The sequence below is a fragment of the Nocardioides ferulae genome (genome assembly GCF_003660455.1).
Taxonomy (GTDB): Bacteria; Actinomycetota; Actinomycetes; order Propionibacteriales; family Nocardioidaceae; genus Nocardioides; species Nocardioides ferulae.
Map to the genome: position 1 here is coordinate 124191 of NZ_QZVR01000009.1, position 16860 is coordinate 141050.

General features: G+C 74.4%; 17 protein-coding genes. 2 read left to right on the plus strand and 15 right to left on the minus strand.

The window, feature by feature from the left end:
• Positions 1-3 precede the first annotated feature (3 nt).
• Both D6B71_RS13290 and D6B71_RS13295 read right to left on the minus strand, forming a co-directional pair.
• Positions 4-417 carry a hypothetical protein gene (locus D6B71_RS13290; RefSeq protein WP_126688265.1) on the minus strand — a complete coding sequence of 138 codons (414 nt, stop codon included), beginning with the start codon at positions 415-417 and terminating at the stop codon, positions 4-6.
• 157 nt (positions 418-574) lie between these two features.
• The gene (locus D6B71_RS13295; protein ID WP_164519654.1) at positions 575-1390 is read right to left on the minus strand and encodes a glycoside hydrolase family 16 protein; all 816 of its coding nucleotides are present in this window, start codon (positions 1388-1390) and stop codon (positions 575-577) included.
• Between the two features lie 177 nt (positions 1391-1567).
• Between D6B71_RS13295 and D6B71_RS13300 the strand changes: the two genes are divergently transcribed.
• On the plus strand, positions 1568-2779 hold the full coding sequence (locus D6B71_RS13300) for a hypothetical protein (RefSeq protein WP_126688266.1): 1212 nt from the start codon (positions 1568-1570) through the stop codon (positions 2777-2779).
• On the opposite strand, the gene D6B71_RS13305 is transcribed toward D6B71_RS13300, so the two are convergent.
• The 10 genes from D6B71_RS13305 to D6B71_RS23815 all read right to left on the minus strand — a co-directional run bounded on the left by D6B71_RS13305 (position 2766) and on the right by D6B71_RS23815 (position 13768).
• Positions 2766-4559: a WD40 repeat domain-containing protein gene (locus D6B71_RS13305; RefSeq protein ID WP_126688267.1), complete on the minus strand. Its 1794-nt coding sequence runs from the start codon at positions 4557-4559 to the stop codon at positions 2766-2768. The genes D6B71_RS13300 and D6B71_RS13305 overlap by 14 nt on opposite strands.
• Positions 4560-4636: 77 nt before the next feature.
• The gene (locus tag D6B71_RS13310; protein WP_121255785.1) at positions 4637-5599 is read right to left on the minus strand and encodes a sulfotransferase family protein; all 963 of its coding nucleotides are present in this window, start codon (positions 5597-5599) and stop codon (positions 4637-4639) included.
• Positions 5596-7191, minus strand: a complete 1596-nt coding sequence (locus D6B71_RS13315) for an MATE family efflux transporter (protein ID WP_121255787.1) — start codon at positions 7189-7191, stop codon at positions 5596-5598. The genes D6B71_RS13310 and D6B71_RS13315 overlap by 4 nt, the downstream gene beginning before the upstream one ends.
• The gene (locus D6B71_RS13320; protein WP_164519655.1) at positions 7181-8176 is read right to left on the minus strand and encodes a glycosyltransferase family 2 protein; all 996 of its coding nucleotides are present in this window, start codon (positions 8174-8176) and stop codon (positions 7181-7183) included. Before D6B71_RS13320 ends, D6B71_RS13315 begins: the two co-directional genes overlap by 11 nt.
• Positions 8173-9348 carry a serine/threonine-protein kinase gene (locus tag D6B71_RS22795; protein ID WP_164519656.1) on the minus strand — a complete coding sequence of 392 codons (1176 nt, stop codon included), beginning with the start codon at positions 9346-9348 and terminating at the stop codon, positions 8173-8175. Before D6B71_RS22795 ends, D6B71_RS13320 begins: the two co-directional genes overlap by 4 nt.
• A complete protein-coding gene (locus D6B71_RS13325; RefSeq protein WP_121255791.1) occupies positions 9348-10691 on the minus strand; it encodes an O-antigen ligase family protein in 1344 nt (447 codons plus the stop codon). The genes D6B71_RS22795 and D6B71_RS13325 overlap by 1 nt, the downstream gene beginning before the upstream one ends.
• Positions 10688-11284 (minus strand): acyltransferase, encoded by a 597-nt coding sequence (locus tag D6B71_RS23510; RefSeq protein ID WP_121255793.1) that lies wholly within the window; start codon positions 11282-11284, stop codon positions 10688-10690. Before D6B71_RS23510 ends, D6B71_RS13325 begins: the two co-directional genes overlap by 4 nt.
• A complete protein-coding gene (locus D6B71_RS13335) occupies positions 11281-11859 on the minus strand; it encodes a glycosyltransferase (RefSeq protein WP_206051742.1) in 579 nt (192 codons plus the stop codon). The genes D6B71_RS23510 and D6B71_RS13335 overlap by 4 nt, the downstream gene beginning before the upstream one ends.
• Complete coding sequence (locus D6B71_RS13340; protein ID WP_240641402.1) at positions 11856-12380, minus strand: glycosyltransferase family protein; 525 nt, start codon at positions 12378-12380, stop codon at positions 11856-11858. Before D6B71_RS13340 ends, D6B71_RS13335 begins: the two co-directional genes overlap by 4 nt.
• On the minus strand, positions 12380-13768 hold the full coding sequence (locus D6B71_RS23815; protein WP_206051743.1) for a sugar transferase: 1389 nt from the start codon (positions 13766-13768) through the stop codon (positions 12380-12382). Before D6B71_RS23815 ends, D6B71_RS13340 begins: the two co-directional genes overlap by 1 nt.
• Before the next feature lie 225 nt (positions 13769-13993).
• Here D6B71_RS23815 and D6B71_RS13350 point away from each other — a divergent pair, with 225 nt between their 5' ends.
• Entirely contained in the window at positions 13994-14722 is a 729-nt protein-coding gene (locus D6B71_RS13350; RefSeq protein WP_164519657.1) for a TetR/AcrR family transcriptional regulator, read from the plus strand.
• Positions 14723-14751: 29 nt separating this feature from the next.
• Here D6B71_RS13350 and D6B71_RS13355 read toward each other — a convergent pair whose 3' ends face one another.
• The 3 genes from D6B71_RS13355 to D6B71_RS13365 form a co-directional block, all read right to left on the minus strand.
• Positions 14752-15339, minus strand: coding sequence for a hypothetical protein (locus tag D6B71_RS13355; protein ID WP_126688268.1), 588 nt, complete (start codon positions 15337-15339; stop codon positions 14752-14754).
• 104 nt (positions 15340-15443) lie between these two features.
• Complete coding sequence (pth, locus tag D6B71_RS13360; protein WP_121255799.1) at positions 15444-16043, minus strand: aminoacyl-tRNA hydrolase; 600 nt, start codon at positions 16041-16043, stop codon at positions 15444-15446.
• Positions 16044-16131: 88 nt separating this feature from the next.
• Positions 16132-16782 (minus strand): 50S ribosomal protein L25/general stress protein Ctc, encoded by a 651-nt coding sequence (locus D6B71_RS13365; RefSeq protein ID WP_121255801.1) that lies wholly within the window; start codon positions 16780-16782, stop codon positions 16132-16134.
• Positions 16783-16860: the final 78 nt, after the last annotated feature.

The following is a 16860-nucleotide window of genomic DNA, read 5'->3' on the forward strand; positions in this document are numbered from 1 at the left end:
GGATCAGTCGCGGGGGCTGGTCTCCCGGCAGTCGACGGCGACGATCGGCCGCCAGCTCATCCCCTCGACCGAGACCTTGTGCGCCGCGAACCGCACGCGGAGGTCGGTGCCGGCGCGCCCGTCCAGGCACGAGGGCCAGCCGGAGTCGTGCCAGGCGCCGTTGTCGTCGATCCACATCGGGACCCCGTCGTTGGCGGCGTAGGACCAGCCGTCGTGTTCGACCAGCAGTTGCCGTTTGCCCAGCTTCGCCTCACCCACCTGCCAGCCACCGAGACCGTGGTCCGCTGCGGTCATGGCGCGGCCGACCAGGAGCCCCGCCACGAAGACCGCGCAGAGCACGGCGACGGCGAGCAGCACCCGGCCCCAGTCCGGGCGGCGCGGCGCTTCAGGGTCGGGCTTCCGAGAGGTCAGCGGCATGTCACCGACCCTAGACGACCTCGACGGACGGACGCCTCCTCCACTCGGATCCGACAAGGGTTGTGTTCGAACTGGTGTTCGGGTAGGACCGGGTCATGGACCCGAGCGGCTTCCGTTCGAGGCTCCGGCCGGAACCGCAGGCTGCCAGCCGGTGAGCTCAGGCCGCGGGGGCGAAGACCTTCAGCCAGTCGACCTGCATCCGGACGCTCTTGCGACCCGCCGGCAGCTGCGGCATCCGACCGTTGGCGTCGCGGTGGGCGTGGGTCTGGAAGCCGACCCACATCGGCTCGTCGGGGATGCGGGCCGGGTCGGTCTCGACCTGCACGACCTTGCCGTCGATGACGTAGACCAGCCGGTCGGCGGTCCAGCGGATGCTGAAGACGTGCCAGCGCCGGAAGTCACCCTCGACCGTCTGCTGGCTCACGGCGTGCTTCCCGCCGTCGAGCCAGTGCGTGGTGACCATCGACTGGCTGCGCGCGCCCCACGTCTCGAAGATCTCGAAGAAGTTCAGCTCCGGCGGCCAGCCCTCGCGCGGGAACAGCAACGCGGTCGCGGAGATCCCCTCACCGGCGTCCAGTCGGATCCGGGCGTCCCAGCGGCCGTACTGCCGGGTGGCGTCCGGCCAGTTCCACGAGCCCACCCCGCCGCTGAGCCAGGTGCCGGCGACGGGGTTGTTGCGCAGCGTGAGCACCCCGTCGGAGGCCTTGACCTGGGTGGGGCTCCACACGGTGTCCGAGCAGCAGCCGGGCACCCCCTGGAAGGGCGCCCACCGCGACGAGTCCAGCGGGCCGGCGAACTGCTCCGTGGCCACCTTGGTCCACCGGGCCGACGACTTGGCCCGAGCCGCCTCCGGCTCTCCCTCGCCCGACGTCGCCGCCGGACTGGCCACTCCGGTGCCCAGCACGATCGCTGCGACGGCGAGCGCCGCCAGGACGGTTCGGGAGGAGCGGGAACGGGCAGAGCGGAGGAGCATCATGAGCGGCTTCCGGGGACGGCGGCGCGCACTGCGCGCTGCAACCTGACATCGTGCCCAAGGAATCGGACGCAGGAGGTCCGGTCTGAGTGGTCGATGTCCTCGGAACGGCAGGATGGAGACCAAGGTCACATCGGGTCGGGAATCCGGTCCCACCACGGCGAGAGGAGGGCAGCCATGCGACGCGACGCTCATCGGCCGTCGCCGGCCATCTCCGCGGACCTCCTCCGCATCGCCCTCGTCGTGTGGCCCGACGGCGCCGGGGGCCACCGGCTCACCACGGCGGCCACGCCGGGCACGCTCGAGGACGGGGTGGAGAGCTACCTGGTCCTCCCCCACCTGCGCAGCCCGCGCTTCCTGCTCCCCCTCGACGCGACACCGCAGGCCCGGTCGCGACTGCTGCTGCGCTACAACCGGCTTCGCTCCGACCGGCGCCGCGCGACCCGCTCCGCGCTGGCGGGCCTGGTGCGGTTCGGACTGCCGCGGCCGCGTCCCGGCGTCAACCTCGTGCGCGCCGCCGGTTCGCCGTCCTCGCTGCTCGCCGACGTGGCGGCCGCGCTCGGCGCGGCTCCGGGCTCACTCGTGCTCTCCACCGGCGTCCGGCCCGGCACCGGCACTCCCCGGCCCACCCTGAACGTCGCCGACCGCGAGGGCCGCCCCCGTGCGTTCGTCAAGGTCGCGCTCGACCCGGGCCAGCAGGCCACCTTGGCGTGGGAGCACGATCTCGCGGCGGACTTCGCGCGCGAGCCGGTGCCGGGGCTGCTGGTCCCGCGTCCACTGTTCCGGCTGACCTCGGGTAACGCGCTCGTCGTCGGCGTCGAGGCCCTGCCCATCGACATCCGCCGGGTGCGCGTCGGCGATCGGGAGCGGGTGCAGCCGTGGCTCGACCGTCTGGTCGCCAGCCGGCCGCGCGCCGCGCTCCGACTCGACGACTCCCCGTGGACGGCCCGGCTCGCCGACGACGCCGCCGCACTGCCGGAGCCGTGGCGCGGCCCCACGACGGCTGCCGTCGCTCGCCTGCGCCGCGACCACGGCACCCGAGTCGTCGAGCACGGCCTGCGCCACGGCGACTGGTCGCCGTGGAACATGGGCCGAGTCGGAGCCGACCGGTTGGCCGTGTGGGACTGGGAGTTCTCCGAGCCGCTCGCGCCGCTGGGGCTCGACGAGTGGAACTGGGGCTTCGCCCACGACACCAGCGTGCGCGGCCGGACCATGCCGGAGGCCGCCGCCGGGCTGCGCGCCGCCGCCGCCGGCCGCCCCACCACGGCGCTGACCGCCGAGCTGCTGCTGGTCGACATGGCCGTACGCCGGGCGGCCGAGGCGGCCGCGGGCGCCGCCGCCTCGGCGGCGTACGCCCGCGACCTGCTGGACCTGCTCAGCTGCCGGTGACCCGGACCCGCACCTTCCCCATCGTGGCGCTGCGGGGGCTGTCGGGGTCGCGCCAGGTGGCGGCGAACTCCCACCGCCCTTCGGGGAGCCGAGGCAGTCGCAGTCGGGCCCGGCCGTCGACGACCCGCGCCCTGCCCACCGTGCGTCCGTCGCGGACGAACCGCACCCAGCCTCCCTGCCCGTGGCCGACGCGTGCGGTCAGCCGCACCGGTTGTCCGGCCCGCACCGTCCTCGACGACGCGGTCAGCGTCACCGTGGCCGAGCGCACCGACATCACCTCGTTGCCGGCCGGGTCGGTCACCAGCACCCGGTAGTAGGTCGAGCTGCCCGGGGTCACCCCGGTGTCACGGACCGTGAACGTCTCGCTGGCATACGGCACCGACTCGCGGGTCACGGTCGCGATCGGGGTGTCGGTCTGCCAACCCCGGAAGATCCGGTAGGTCAGGTCGACGTCGTCGCGGTCGGACGCCTCGAGCACGCTGACGTCGACGTAGCTACAGCGCCAGCACGTGCGCACCGACGGCCAGGCGGCCCGGTCCGGCGGTGCCGACCCTGGGGTGAAGCGGACCAGGTTCGCCTGCGCGGCGCCGTTGACCCCCGCGAAGCCGCCGCCGACGACCAGGGTCTGGCCGTCGGTGGCCAGCGCCCGGGTCAGCAGCATGGTGTCCGGCTGACCGGACACGCCCGAGGTCTGCACGAAGTAGGGCTTGACCTGCCCGTTGCCGCGGTTCAGCGCCGTGACCGCGAGGTAGGTGCGCGGATTGGTCTCGGGCATCCCCCCGGCATCGGCGCAGTCGTGCGCGTGGGAGCCGACGTAGAGGTCGTTGCCGAGAGCCTGCAGCGCGAACGTGTCGCCGTAGCAGCGGGCGTACCACCGCACCGCGCCCGAAGCGGCGTCGATCGCATAGACCCCCTCCTTGCGGTCCAGCGACCCCGAGACGTCGTCGCGCGCTCCCAGATAGACGGTGTCGCCGACGGTCTCGAGCGCGGTGCCCCAGTTGTAGGGGGCCAGCAGGTAGTCGGCGCGCCACCCCGCGACGTTCTGGCCGGTGCTGGCGTCGACAGCCATGAACCCCTGCGCGACAGCGCCGTTGACCTTGCGGAACGGCCCCGCCAGGAAGACCCGGCTGCCGTCGCCCGACACCGCGAGGGAGACCACGCGCAGCGCCTCGTTGCTGACGTTGTCGGAGACCACCGGCGCCCAGCTCGTGAGCTCACCGGTGGTCAGGTCGAACGCGGCCAGGTCGCGCCGGGCCGACCAGTTCGCCCGCGAGAAGGCACCCCCAACATAGAGCGTGCGGCCGTCGGGCGAGACCGCCAGCGACCGCACCGTGCCGTCGACGCCGTTGCGGCCGACCTCGCCGAGGAACGCGCCGGTGGCGGTGTCGAAGCTGGCCAGGTGCTCGGCGCGCTGACCGTCGACCCGGTTGAAGTCACCGCCCACGTAGAGCGTCCGCCCGTCGGGGGAGAGCGCGGTCGCGAACACCGTCGCCGGACCGCCGGTGTAGTCGTTCTCCAGGCGCGGCGCGAACGAGGTCACGGGTGCACCGGTCGTCGCGTCGAAGGCCGCGAGGTAGGCTTGCCCGGTCTCGCCGCTGCCGGCGGCGGAGCCGGCCGGGCGGGTGGAGGTGAAACCACCCCCCGCGTAGACCCGGCCCCCGGCCACCTCGACGGCCCACACCGGGCCGTTGGCCTGCCCCATCGGCGACGGCATGCCGCGCATCGCGGTGTGCTCGGCGTCGTACGCCGCGGCGGGCGTCACCGCGAGCGTGCCGGCCACCAGGGCCACCGTGACCGCTCGGACCAGCCTCCCGGCGATGCCCCTGGTCGGTCGCTGAACCTGGAATGGTCGAAGCCTCACGGCCACCACACCTCCTCGTCGAGCAGCTCGGCGAGCCGCTGGTTGTGCGGGGCGAACCACGAGCGCAGCCGGGCTGCGCTGTCGGGGTCGATCCGCTCGTCTCCGTCACTGCGGTTGCGCTTGCCCGGGGCGGGCGGGGCCGGGTCGAGACCGGCGAACTCCTGGACCCGGGCGAGCACGGCCGCGGGGTCGGCGTAGAGGTCCTCGCTGCGCAGCACCAGCACCCGGTCGCGGCCCAACGCCTCGAACCAGCCGCGCAGCTGGTCGGCGTACTCCCCACGGGCGCGGTAGGAGTACCAGTCCCGGGGCCGGCTGGAGTACGCCGGGTCCTCCGCCATGCGGGCGAGCTCGCCACCCAGCCGGCCGGGCTCGGCGGCGAGAGCATCGGCGAACGACAAGCCCTCCACACCGTTCTTCACCCGCTCGCGGTAGTGCGAGAAGGCCCGGTGGACCGGGTCGCGCAGCAGCACCACCACCCGCACCTGCGGCAGCGCGGCCGCGACCCGCGCGGGGACCCGAGGGTCGAAGAGGTAGAGCGGGCTGGCCTCCACGCAGAGCGCCCGACCGTGGCGCCGCGCGTGGCGCCGCCGCGCCCAGCGGGTCGGGAAGTGCCCGAGGTACCACCGCTCCCCCCGCCGGAACTGCTCGGTGAAGTAGTGCGAGCTCTTCAGGTGCCGGGCCCGCGGCACCATCGCCATCACCTGAGGGTGCGCCTGCAGCGCCGACCACAGGTAGGTCGTGCCACCTCTCTTGGTGCCCACGACCAGCAGGTCCGGTCCGGGGCGCCAGCGGGCCGTCGCACCCGTCAGCGCCCGGATCACCGCATCGGCGGCATCCTTGACCCGTTGTGGCAGCAGCGCCTTGGCGAGCCGGACCGGGGCGGGGTCGAGCCGGCGACCGGAGGCGCGCGACACGGTCAGGGCGGCCGGGGCGGTCGGGGCGGTCGCTGGCGCGGTCATCGGGGACTCCTCGACAGATCGCGCAGCCCGGCGAGGTGCAGCGGGCCGCGCAGGCGCAGCAGGGCCAGGGCGTAGCCGGTGCAGGCGACGACGGCGTAGCCGGCCAGCCACCCCGGCGTCGGCGCCGCGAAGGTGCGGACCAGCACGGCCGGCAGGCCGAAGCAGACCGCGACCGCACCGGCCGCGGCCAGCAGGCCCGGCCACGGCGGATGCACGCCCAGCCGCCGGCGTCCGCGCACCGTGCAGAGCAGCGAGTCGAGCGTGAGCGAGACCGCCCAGGCGACCGCGGCACCCACCAGCCCGATCGTGGGGATCAGCAGCAGGTTCAGGCAGATGTTGACGGTGAGGGCGACCAGCGTGTTGGCGGCGGTGAGCCGGCTCAGGCCCGCCATCAGCAGCACCGAGTTGATGTTGCCCATCGCCAGGTAGCCGAGGATGCCGAGCGCCATCACCGTCATCGCCCCCGAGGCGGTGGTGAACTCGTCGCCGACCACGGAGAGGATCAGCGGCGCGAACGCCGCGAGCGTCACGAACACCGGCCAGGCCAGCAGCACCAGCCACACCGTGGAGACCGCGTGCAGGTCCTGCACCCGGTGCCGCTCCCCCCGGGCTGCCCCCTCGGCCAACTGCGGGGCGGTGCCGATGCGCAGCGCCTCCATCGCCATCGTGCCGGAGGTGATGAACCGGCTCGCCGCCGCATAGGCGCCGGCGGCGGCCGGTCCGAGGAACACCCCGACCAGGATCACGTCGATCCACACGATGCCGAGCTCGAACATCGAGGCCAGGCCGCGGGGCAGGTTGAAGCGCCACACCTCGGCCAGCACCGCCCGCGACCCGCGGCCGGGGGGACCCGGCTCACGGGCGGCGCGGGCCGCGGTCCGGCCCACCCACACCAGCGCGACCACGTCCATCACGAGCAGCGGCGCCGCCCAGGTCCAGAGCAGCCACCTCAGGTCGAGGTCGCTGCGCCACAGCGCCACGACGAGCAGCAGCCGGCTGGTCGGCAGCCACACCTGGTAGAGCAGCACGAAGCGCCACGGCCCGCCGAAGGACCGGGTGCCGTTGAGGCAGGCCTGGCCGACGCCGGAGAGCACCAGGGTCACCGCGAGCACGCGCAGGTCGGCGGCGACCGCCTGGACGTCACCCGGGGCCAGCACCTCCGCCAGCGGCACGGCGGTGACTGCCAGCAGGCTCGCCACGGCCAGGCTCCACACCAGCACCGGGAGCACGGAGCCGGCGAACACCCGCCACAGCTCCCGGTGCGCCTCGGTGGCCCGCGCCGCCGAGAGGGCACGCACCATGCCGGTGTCGCTGCCGAGCAGGACGACACCGTTGAGGATCATGAACACCGCGACCGCCATGAAGAACAGTCCGGCCTGGTGGGCGCCGAAGAACCGGCCGACGGCCACGGTCAGCGCGAAGCCGGCGGCCGCGGCGTAGGCGGCGCCGAGGAGCGTCAGCAGGCCGCCGCGGGCGGCGATCCGGCGGGCGACCAGGTCCGAGGGTGTCACGGGCGGGGTCACGGGCGGGGTCACGGGCGGGGTGCCCGCGTCGGGGGACGGCGCCACCGCGGCCGCCGGGTCAGATGCCACGGCCCCGGGCGTGCAGGACGCGCTGCACGAGCTCGGCGCGGACCAGGCCGGCGAGGACCAGCCGGGTCAGGGCAAGCCGCGGCTCACGCGGATTGTCCTGCAGGCCACGCTCCAGCCAGACCCGTGAGCCGGCCCGGTCGCCGGCCGCCGCGAGTGCGAACGCGATCTGGCCCTCGATCCGGGCCCGACCCCGTGGCGCACCGGCGAACTCCGGGTAGCGGTCGAGCAGCAGGGTCAGCGCGTCGGCCACCATCCGCCACCGGCTGAAGAAGTAGGACCCGCCGTCCCAGTGGATGTCGGCGGTGACCTCGTCGACCAACCGGATCGGCCCACGTTGAGCGAGCTTGAGCAGGAGGTCGTAGTCCTCGGCGTACCCGCCGGGGATCGTCTCGTCCCAGCCGCCGATCGCCTCGAGCGCGGAGGTGCGGTAGAGCATGGCGGAGGGGTGCAGCTCCATGATCCGGTCCTCCAGCAGGTCCGCGAGGCGCACCTCGCTCAGCGGCGCGCGGCGCACGATCGAACGGCCGTGGCGCTGCACCCGCACGCTGCCGCCGACCGCGACCGTGTGCTGCTCCGCGGCCAGCACCGCCAGCTGGGCCTCGAGCCGGTGCGGCAACCACACGTCGTCGTCGTCACAGGTCGCGACGTGCCGGTGCCGCACGGTGGCCAGGCCGGTGTTGCGGGCGCCGGCCACCCCGGGGGCACGCTGGTTGGTGCGGATCTCGAGCCGCTGCCGGTCGGGGCGCAGCGGTGCCGGCAGGTCCAGCCGGTCGGGGCGCGGACCGTCGAAGACCACCACGACCTGCATCGGCCCGGGATAGGTCTGGGCCCAGACCGCCGCGAGCGCCCGGCGCAGCGTCGGCAGCCGGTCGCGGGTGGCGATCAGCACGCTGACGCCGTCGTGCCGCGGCGCATCCGCGAGCGGGCGCTCGGCGACGGCAACGTCGACGGGGCTCTCCGGACGCGCGGGCGACGCCGCGCTCACCAGGCGCTCCGGGGGCGCTTGCGCGGCGCGACCACGACGCCGAGCGGCTGCAGCTCGAGCACCTCGAGTCGCTGGCGCACGCGCTCGAGCCGCCGTCGGTGGGACCGACCCGCGATCGCGACCACCAGCAGCTCGTCGCACTCCCGAGCGGCCGCGACGCCCTGCGTGGTGCTCAGGTCGACGGCCACCGTGCGCACCTTGCGGTCCCGGGTCAGCTTGCGCACCGACTGCCGGACCACGGCCACGACGTCGCGGGGCTGCCCGGAGCGGCGCGCTCCGACCACGGCGACGCCGAGCCTGGCCTTCTCCCGCCCCTCCGGCAGCCGGACCTGCTCCAGCCGCCCGGCCACCGGCACGAGAGCCTCGTCGGTGCCGTCGAGCCGCCCGAGCGTGGCGAGGCGGAGGCCGCCGGGCTGCCGCTCGTCCAGGGGGCGGGCACGCGGGGAGCGGGCCTCGAGCAGGTAGGCCACCGCCGCGGCCAGCAGCAGCCCGCCCAGGGCGCCGGCGAGGGGGAAGGCGCTGGGGTCGACGGTGGCGCGCTGGGCCTCACCGGAGGCGCTCTGCACGGTGCGCCCGGGGTCGACCACCGTGCGCTCCAGCGTGCGTCGCTGCGCCCGCAGCGCCGCGCGCTCGGAGCCCGACGCCTCGGCGACCAGGTCGTCGAGCAGGTCGACCTGGTCCTGCCAGCGTCGCTCGGCGTCGGCCTGCGCGACCTGGAGGTAGATCGCGGCGGCGGTGTCGGCGCCGCGCTCGGCCCTGGAGCCGGTGTCCGCGGTGTAGCTGAAGTCGAGGTAGGAGGTCTCGCCGTGCTGGGCGACCGTGAGCCGGTCGCCCACGACCTCGGGCTCCTCCCCCAGCCGGTCGCCGATGGCGGTCAGCACCATCTCGGTGCGGGCCAGCACCGCCTGGTCCTGCGCCCAGTCGCTGCCGGGGTTCATCTCGCCGACCGGCACCAGGCCGGCACCGACGCGCACGGTCGCGGTCGCGTCGTACGTCGTGGGCACCAGCACCGCGGCGGCGGCCCCGATCCCGAGCCCCAGCAGCAGGCCGATCGGGAGCAGCCTCCAGCGGGCGGAGATGGCCGGCCAGATGCCGGTGACCGGCCGCAGGCCGGACTCCGGGTGGCTGGCGTCCGGCAGGGTGGTCTCGGGCCGGGTTTCAGTGAGGGTCATCACGATCGTCCTTCCGAGGACACTGGGGCGAGTTCGGGGCCGGGCACCGGTCGGGGGGCGGCCGCGGTGCCGGTGCGGGTGACCGGCGTGGGGAGGGGCGGCCGGTCGCGATGGAGCGCGGTGACGGCGAGGGCGAGCAGCACCACGGTCAGCGGCAACGGGACCACCTCGTAGTAGACGGTCTGCACCAGCAGGGCCGGACCGGCGGCGTGCAGCCACAGGTCCGGGGAGCGGCCGTCGCGGGGGCGGGCGTGCCACCACACGGCGAGCACGCCGCCGAGGAACAGCAGCGCTCCGGCGAACCCCTGGGAGACCAGCACGGTCCACAACTGGCCGTGGGTGCCGATGGAGACGTCGTTGCTGTCGGCCAGCCCCTCCGAGGACTGCGGGGCACCGTGACCGAACAGCGGCGACCCTGCGGCCAGCCGCAGCGAGGCCTCGTAGAGCGTCTCGCGGGTGCTGGTGTTGGCGAAGTCGAAGCGGGCGCTCACCACCCGCTGGACCTCCGGCACGAAGGCGAGCAGGGCCGCCACGGAGCCGACGATGGTCAGCAGCCCGGCCAGGATGCCGACGCTGCCGGCCGCTACCCGGCGGATCGCCACGTAGCCGAGCGCCACCCCCAGGCTGATCCAGCAGCCACGGTTCACCGACATCACGATCGGAGGGAGCGAGAGGGCCAGCGTGCCCGCGACCGCCCAGCGCAGCCGGGCCGTCGGCGCCTGGAGCATCGCCCAGACCGCGACCGGGGTGAAGACCCCCATCGCGGCGCCCCAGTCGTTGGTGTAGGCGAACAGCGGGCTGGGCCGAGGCACCCCGTAGACGACGTCGTACTCGGAGAACTCGGGGTGGGTGAGCGCGGTGACGAAGGGGTCGTGCACGCCGAGCCGGTCCAGCAGCCACTCGAACGGGCTGGTGAACTCCAGGTTGGCGCTGAGCAGGCCGGGGTAGCTCAACAGCACCGCGGCCGCCCAGAACGCCACGAGCCACGAGACGACCGTCCAGGCACGCAGCCCGCGGCGCAGCGCGTTCCACACGAAGAACCCGCAGCACAGCACGGTGACGTAGACCGCGAGCCGCAGCAGGTAGGACGCGGCGTACTCGAGGCCGTCCAGCATCAGCCCCGACAAGAGCACCCACCCGAAGAACAGCAGCAGCACGCCGTAGCCGGGCGGCAGGGCGAGCTGGTCGCGGTGCCGCAGCAGCCAAGCGGTCAACGGGACGGTCACCAGCGCCCACAACGGCAGCTGCACCCCGAGCGCCCACCACAGCGGATAGCCGAGCAGCAGCAGCGCCAGCGGGAGTGCGGCACGCTCCACGAGCGCTCGGTCGTCGGACGAGGTCATGGGGCACCGGCCCTGGCTCCGGCCCGGCGCGCGAGCGCCGTGGCCTCGGGCGCGGCCAGGTCGCGCACCCGGGTCGCCGGCACCCCGGCGTACAGGCCCCCGGGCTCGCAGCGGCCGGTCACGACCGCACCCGCCGCGACGACGCAGTCGGAGCCGACCACGGCACCGGGGAGGACGGTGGCCCGGGCGCCCAGCCAGACCCGGTCGCCGATGCGGGTGATGCGGTAGGCGGCGGCCCGGTCGGCGACGCCCGAGGCGAGGTCGTGGGTGGCCGTGAGCACCATGACCTGCGGGCCGAGGTGGCAGTCCTCGCCGATCTCGATCCGCCCGCGGGCCGCGTCGAGGTAGCACTCGTGGTTGAGGAAGGTGCGGGCTCCGATCCGCACGTCGGTGCCGGTGATCCTGGTGCCGCTGAACACGTTCGCGGTCCGCACCTCGAGCCCGCAGGCGCGGTAGACAGCCCACCGGAGCGGACGCGGCAGCAGCGCCGAGCCGGCCAGCCGACCGAGCAGCAGGTGGCGGACGGCGATGCCGAGGTCGAGGCGAGCGGCGCGCCGCAGCCGGCGGGCACGCGCGCGGACCGGGGCGCTCACCGCAGCACCCGCGAGCCGAGGAAGCGCCCCACCGAGCTGCGCCGGGTCGGTCGCGACCCCCAGAGCAGATCGAGCTCACCGCTGAGCCGCTGGCACGCCCAGGCGGGGGTGTCACCGCTGGCGGTGACCCCCAACGGTGGGGAGGCGTCGGACGCCGGGGCGTCGTGCAGCGTCCAGTCCACGAGGCGGCTCAGGTCGGCGCGGGAGCGGGCCTCGGCGACCAGGCCGGTGCGCCCGGCCATCGCCACGAAACGCTGCTGGTGACCGTCGACGTGCTCCCCGCGCATCGGGTCGCGGGCCACGCAGATCGGGAGGTGCCCGGCGTTGCGGGCGTCCATGACCGTGCCCGGTCCACCGTGGCAGACGACCGCGTCCGCCCTGGACAACAGCTCCGCCAGCTCGTGCTGGCTCAAGAACGCGTGCCCTTCGGCGACCAGCGGGGCGGTGCTCGCACCGTGCTGGACCACGACGTGGACGTCGGGCCCCAGCCGGAAGGCGAGGTCGTCCATCCAGGTGATCAGCCGGTCGAACGGGTGGTGGTCGGTGCCGACCATGGCCACGACGAGGGCGGTCACAGCAGCCTCCCCACGAGCCGCGCGTCGGGGTAGACGTCGAGCTGCTGGTCCCACTGGACGATGCGGCGGGTGGTGAACGGCCCCACCAGCCGGCCGGTCACCGTGGCGGAGTCGACCCGGTCGTAGACCTCGATGAACACCGTGGGGATGCGCAGCAACCAGGCCACCACGAAGAACGGGACCGCGACGCCCGCGCCGGCGCTGACCACCAGCGCGGGCCGCTCGCGGGTCACCACCCGGACCGCGAGCAGCAGGTTGCGGACCAGGTTGGCCAGGTTGCGGGTGGTCGGCCAGTGCGACGCGACGACACGCTCACCGGCCAGCCGGTCGGCGACGTCCGGGGTGCCGGGCGCGACCCAGAGGCGCTCCCGCGCCCCCCACCACGCCCGCAGGGCCAACAGCTGGGTCAGGTGCCCGCCCTGCGTGGTGACCAGCAGGACCTTGCCGTCCACGGCGCCGGTCGCCGTCGCGGCGGTGGTGACTCCGCCGGTCATCGCCGGGCCGTCCATCGCGGTGCGCATCAGTAGGCTCCTTTGCCGCCGAGCACCGCGCGCATCGTCCGCAGACAGATGGCGAGGTCGCCGGCGATCGAGATGTTGTCGGTGTAGTGGAGGTCGAGCTCGACGCTCCGCTCCCAGTCGAGGTCGGCTCGGCCGTTGACCTGCCAGAGGCCGGTCAGGCCGGGCCGGACGGCGAGCCGGCGTCGGGTGCGGTCGTCGTAGCGCGCCACCTCGTCGGGCAGCGCCGGACGGGGACCGACCAGGGACATGTCGCCGCGGACGACGTTGACCAGCTGGGGAAGCTCGTCGAGCGAGGTCCGCCGCAGCAGACGGCCGAGCCGGGTGACCCGGGGATCCTCGCGGATCTTGAACAGCACACCGTCGGCCTCGTTGGCCCCGTCGAGCACCTGCCGCAGGCGCTCGGCGTCGTGCCGCATGGTGCGCAGCTTGAGCATCCGGAACGGGCGACCGTCGCGGCCGACCCGGGTCTGCACGAAGAACGCCGGACCGGGGCTGTCCCAGCGCACGGCAACGGCGAGGACGACGAGGACGGGCAGCACCACGACCAGCAGCAGGGCCCCGAGCACCCGGTCGACGAGGCACTTGGCGGCCCGCACCCAGCCGTTCGGACGGGTCGGCGCGAGGGGCAGGAGCCGGCCGCCCCTCCAGGGAAGGAGCGCGAGTGCCGCGTGCGGCTCCACCAGCCAGCCCAGGGCGCGCAGCGCCGAGCCGCTCACCCCCGAGTCCGGTGCGACCGCGATCAGGTCGACCCCCCACCGGGCGACCGCCTGCTCGAGAGGCAGGGCCGGCAGTCCGGGGTCGGCCGGCTCGACCCGGCCGACCCGGCCAGTGCCCGGGTCGACCCGCGCGACGCCCACCACCTCCGGCATCCGGGGGCCCCCGCCCGGCCGTGCGAGGAGCGTGGCCGGATCCGCGTCAGCCGGGTCACCCGCGGCGCGGATCACGATGAGCCGCGGCCGCGGCAGGATCCGCTCGGTGATGGCCCCGAGCACCAGCACCACCGCGGTGGCCGGCACCAGGCAGAGCAGCACCTGGCGGAGCACCCCGACCGGGGCACCGACCAGCGCCACCAGGCACGCGGCCAGGCACACGGTCGCGACCAGGGGCCGCACCCGGGCCGCGGCATCGCCGGGACGACCGGCGCGCGAGCCACGAGCCAGGCGGGCGACGCCCCAGCAGAGCGCGCTGGCCGCGGCCACGCCGGGGGTCACCTCGGACACCGCGGCGATGGCGACGCCGAGCCCCGCGACCGTCACCGCGTCGACCGCCGGCGAGCCCGCCGTGGGCCATCGCCGCGCCCACCCGGCGGGCGGCCCGGCGGCGGGCTCGACGGTGGGCTCGACGCCCTCCAGCGCGGTCTCCACCACGCCGACGTCGATCGTGGTCATCAGACCCCCCATGGTCTGGAGCGGACCGCTTCGTGAACGGCATTCACTGTGTGAACGGTGTTCTCCGTCGGGAGTTACGGCCCGACTTTTCAACACGCGGGACTTCGCCGGACAACAGCGCCCGAGCCCGCTACAGTCCGGGCTGATCGCATACGCGGCCGGACACTCGAAGGGATGCCGCCGCCGGTGAACACCTCGAGCAGCCACCCTGACTCAGCCACCCGTATGGGTGAGTCGGAGGACCGAGCGATCTCTCGTCGCGACCGGCAGCGCCAGGTCACCCTCGACGAGATCACCTCCTCGGCCCAGCGCCAGCTGACCGAGCACGGCGTGCGGGGGTTCTCACTCCGCGCGGTCGCGCGGGAGGTCGGGCTCACCCCGTCGGCGATCTACCGCTACTACGACTCGCAGACGGCACTGGTCTCCGCCGTGGCGCTGACCGCCTACGAGCAGGCCACCGACGCCCTCCGCACGGCGGCGGACCTGACGGCCGGGCAGCACACCCGGGGTCGCCTCGAGGCGGTCTTCACCGCCTACCGAGCTTGGGCGCTGACCCATCCCGGCGAGTTCGAGCTGCTCTTCGCCACCGACCAGTCCCTGCTGCGCGCCGACGAGCCGGCGCCATCGGACCCGGCCAACCTCCACCGGCTGTACCAGGTCCCGCTCGAGGTGCTCGCCGACGGCATCGGGCGCGGCGAGGTGGCGTGCGCCCCCGAGGCCGCCACGGGTCCGCAGGCGCTCACCCGGCCGGCCGCAGCCGTACGCCGCGAGGTTGCGGAGCGGACCGGCCACGAGGTCGGCGAGGAGCCCTGTCTGGCGATGGTGTCAGCCTGGGTGAGCGTGCACGGCTACGTGGCGCTCGACCTCTACGGCCACCTCGGCGCCTTCCTGGTCGACCGGAAGGCATGCTTCCGCCGCCACCTGGGCGCGGTGCTCGACACGCTGGGCGTCTGACCCGCGTCCCGGCGACGCACCCGGACGGGTCAGCGGCCGCCGCGCGGGGCGCGCGGGAAGCCCAGCGCGGCCTGCACCGCAGCCAGGAGCGCCGCGCGACCCACCCACAGGTCACCGGCTCGGTCGTCGGCGAACAGGCACACGAGCCACTGCAGCGCGTCGACGTCGTAGCCGCCCGCACCGATCACCGTCCCCACCGGCGTGCCGGACGCGGCCGCAGGGCCGGCGAGGCCGTCGCCGTGCACGACGAAGGAGCTGCCCTCGAAGGCCTGCCGAGCCGACGGCAGCGCGGTCGCCAGCGCCAGGGCCACCTCACCCGGCCCCGCGGGCTCTCCGCCTGGACGCTCCTGGCGGACCGAGACCGGCCGGCCGCGATCGAGGAAGCACACCGACCACCCCGACGCCCCGAACCACGAGCAGGCGCGGCGAGCGACCGTGGCCAGCCGCTCCTCGACGGTGTCGGCGAACATCCGGTCGAGATCGTCGAGGACCTGCTCGACGTACTTCGCCGCGCGGTCGGCCTGGGCCCGCACCGACTCGTCGGGGGCGGTTGGCAGCGGTTCGGAGGTCGGGCCCCGCCCGTCGGGCGGCGCGGGCGCGTCAGGTTCGGCTTTCACGTGTTCCCCCACAGACAGCAATTGGGACTGGACAGTCCCTCCCCTAGGCGGCCCGAGCGCCTAGGGGCAGTCTGCGTCAATCGGGGGAGTTCAAACCAGCTGCGTCAGGAGTTGAAGGTTTGTTGAGTTTTCTCCAGGCCGTCCGTGATCAGGCTCACGACCGCGTCGGCGGCGGAGTCGACCTGGAAGGGCAGGTCCTTGCGCTCGGCCGAGGAGTAGTTCGACAGGACGAAGTCGGCGACGTCCTGGCGGCCGGGCGGGCGGCCGATGCCGGCCCGCACGCGGTAGAACTCTCCGGTGCCCAGTGAGGAGCGCATCGACTTCAGCCCGTTGTGGCCGTTGTCGCCGCCGCCGCGCTTGATGCGCAGGGTGCCGAAGCCGATGTCGAGCTCGTCGTGGATCGCCACCACCCGTTCGACCGGCACCTTGTAGAACGTGGCGAGCGCCTTGACCGGCCCGCCCACCTCGTTCATGTAGGAGCGAGGCTTGGCCAGCACCAGCCTGGGCCCGAGCGAGCCGGGGGCGCCGAGCCGCCCCTCGACGACCTCGGCCCGGCCGGACTTGTGGGCCCGGAACCCGGAGCCCAGCCGGCGGGCCAGCTCGTCGACGACCAGGTAGCCGACGTTGTGCCGGTGCCCGGCGTAGGCCGGGCCGGGATTCCCCAGCCCGACCACCAGCCACACGGGTGCAGCGGAGTCGCTCATCGGGGAGTCCCGGCCCTTCCGTCGAAACAGGTGCGCGAGCACGGTCACCGGCCCGGGTGGTCGCCCGGGACCGGCCGGCTCGCCGCGATCACTCGGCGGCGGTGTCGCCCTCGCCCTCGGCGGGCGCCTCGGGCTCGTCCTTCTCGATGCCCACCTCGGCCTCGGCCTCGGCGAGCTCGGCGTCGAGCTGCTCGGCGCTCTGCGCGACGGTCACGTTGACGATCAGGGTGTCGGCGTCGACCAGCAGCGTCGAGCCCGACGGGAGGGTCAGGTCGGCGGCGGTGATCTGGGTGCCGGCCTCGGCGCCCTCGATCGAGATCTCGATGAACTCGGGGATGTGCGTCGCCTCGGCCTCGATCGAGACGGTGGCGTTCTCGGTGACGACGAGGGTGTCGCGCTTCGCCTCGCCGACCAGGTGCACCGGGACGTCGACGGTGACCTTCTCGCCGCGACGGACCGCGACGAAGTCGACGTGCTCGAGGAACCGCTTGATCGGGTCGATCTGGACCTGCTTGGTCAGTGCCAGGTGGGTCTCGCCGTCGAGGTCGATCTCGAGCAGGGCGTTCGCGCCACCGTGCTTGAGCGCCATCATCGTGTCGTGGCCCGGCAGGGTGAGGTGGATCGGGTCCGCGCCGTGGCCGTAGATGACTGCGGGCACCTTGTCGTCACGACGGATGCGGCGGGCGGCGCCCTTGCCGAACTCGGTGCGGCGCTCGGCGGTGATCTTCTCGGCGGACATGCTGCGACTCCTCGTGCGGGGCGGTGTGGAAGCTGGTGGCGGTGGGTTGCCGGCGGCCGGTCCCGGCCGCGACGCGGT

Excerpts from the sequence above, each read along its gene's own strand:
- D6B71_RS13365 (WP_121255801.1), bottom strand. The coding sequence starts at position 16,782 with ATGTCCGCCGAGAAGATCACCGCCGAGCGCCGCACCGAGTTCGGCAAG.
- D6B71_RS13300 (WP_126688266.1), top strand. The coding sequence starts at position 1,568 with ATGCGACGCGACGCTCATCGGCCGTCGCCGGCCATCTCCGCGGACCTC.
- D6B71_RS13350 (WP_164519657.1), top strand. The coding sequence starts at position 13,994 with ATGGGTGAGTCGGAGGACCGAGCGATCTCTCGTCGCGACCGGCAGCGC.
- D6B71_RS23815 (WP_206051743.1), bottom strand. The coding sequence starts at position 13,768 with ATGACCACGATCGACGTCGGCGTGGTGGAGACCGCGCTGGAGGGCGTC.
- D6B71_RS13295 (WP_164519654.1), bottom strand. The coding sequence starts at position 1,390 with ATGCTCCTCCGCTCTGCCCGTTCCCGCTCCTCCCGAACCGTCCTGGCG.
- D6B71_RS13290 (WP_126688265.1), bottom strand. The coding sequence starts at position 417 with ATGCCGCTGACCTCTCGGAAGCCCGACCCTGAAGCGCCGCGCCGCCCG.
- D6B71_RS13340 (WP_240641402.1), bottom strand. The coding sequence starts at position 12,380 with ATGCGCACCGCGATGGACGGCCCGGCGATGACCGGCGGAGTCACCACC.
- pth (WP_121255799.1), bottom strand. The coding sequence starts at position 16,043 with ATGAGCGACTCCGCTGCACCCGTGTGGCTGGTGGTCGGGCTGGGGAAT.
- D6B71_RS13325 (WP_121255791.1), bottom strand. The coding sequence starts at position 10,691 with ATGACCTCGTCCGACGACCGAGCGCTCGTGGAGCGTGCCGCACTCCCG.
- D6B71_RS13310 (WP_121255785.1), bottom strand. The coding sequence starts at position 5,599 with ATGACCGCGCCAGCGACCGCCCCGACCGCCCCGGCCGCCCTGACCGTG.
- D6B71_RS22795 (WP_164519656.1), bottom strand. The coding sequence starts at position 9,348 with ATGACCCTCACTGAAACCCGGCCCGAGACCACCCTGCCGGACGCCAGC.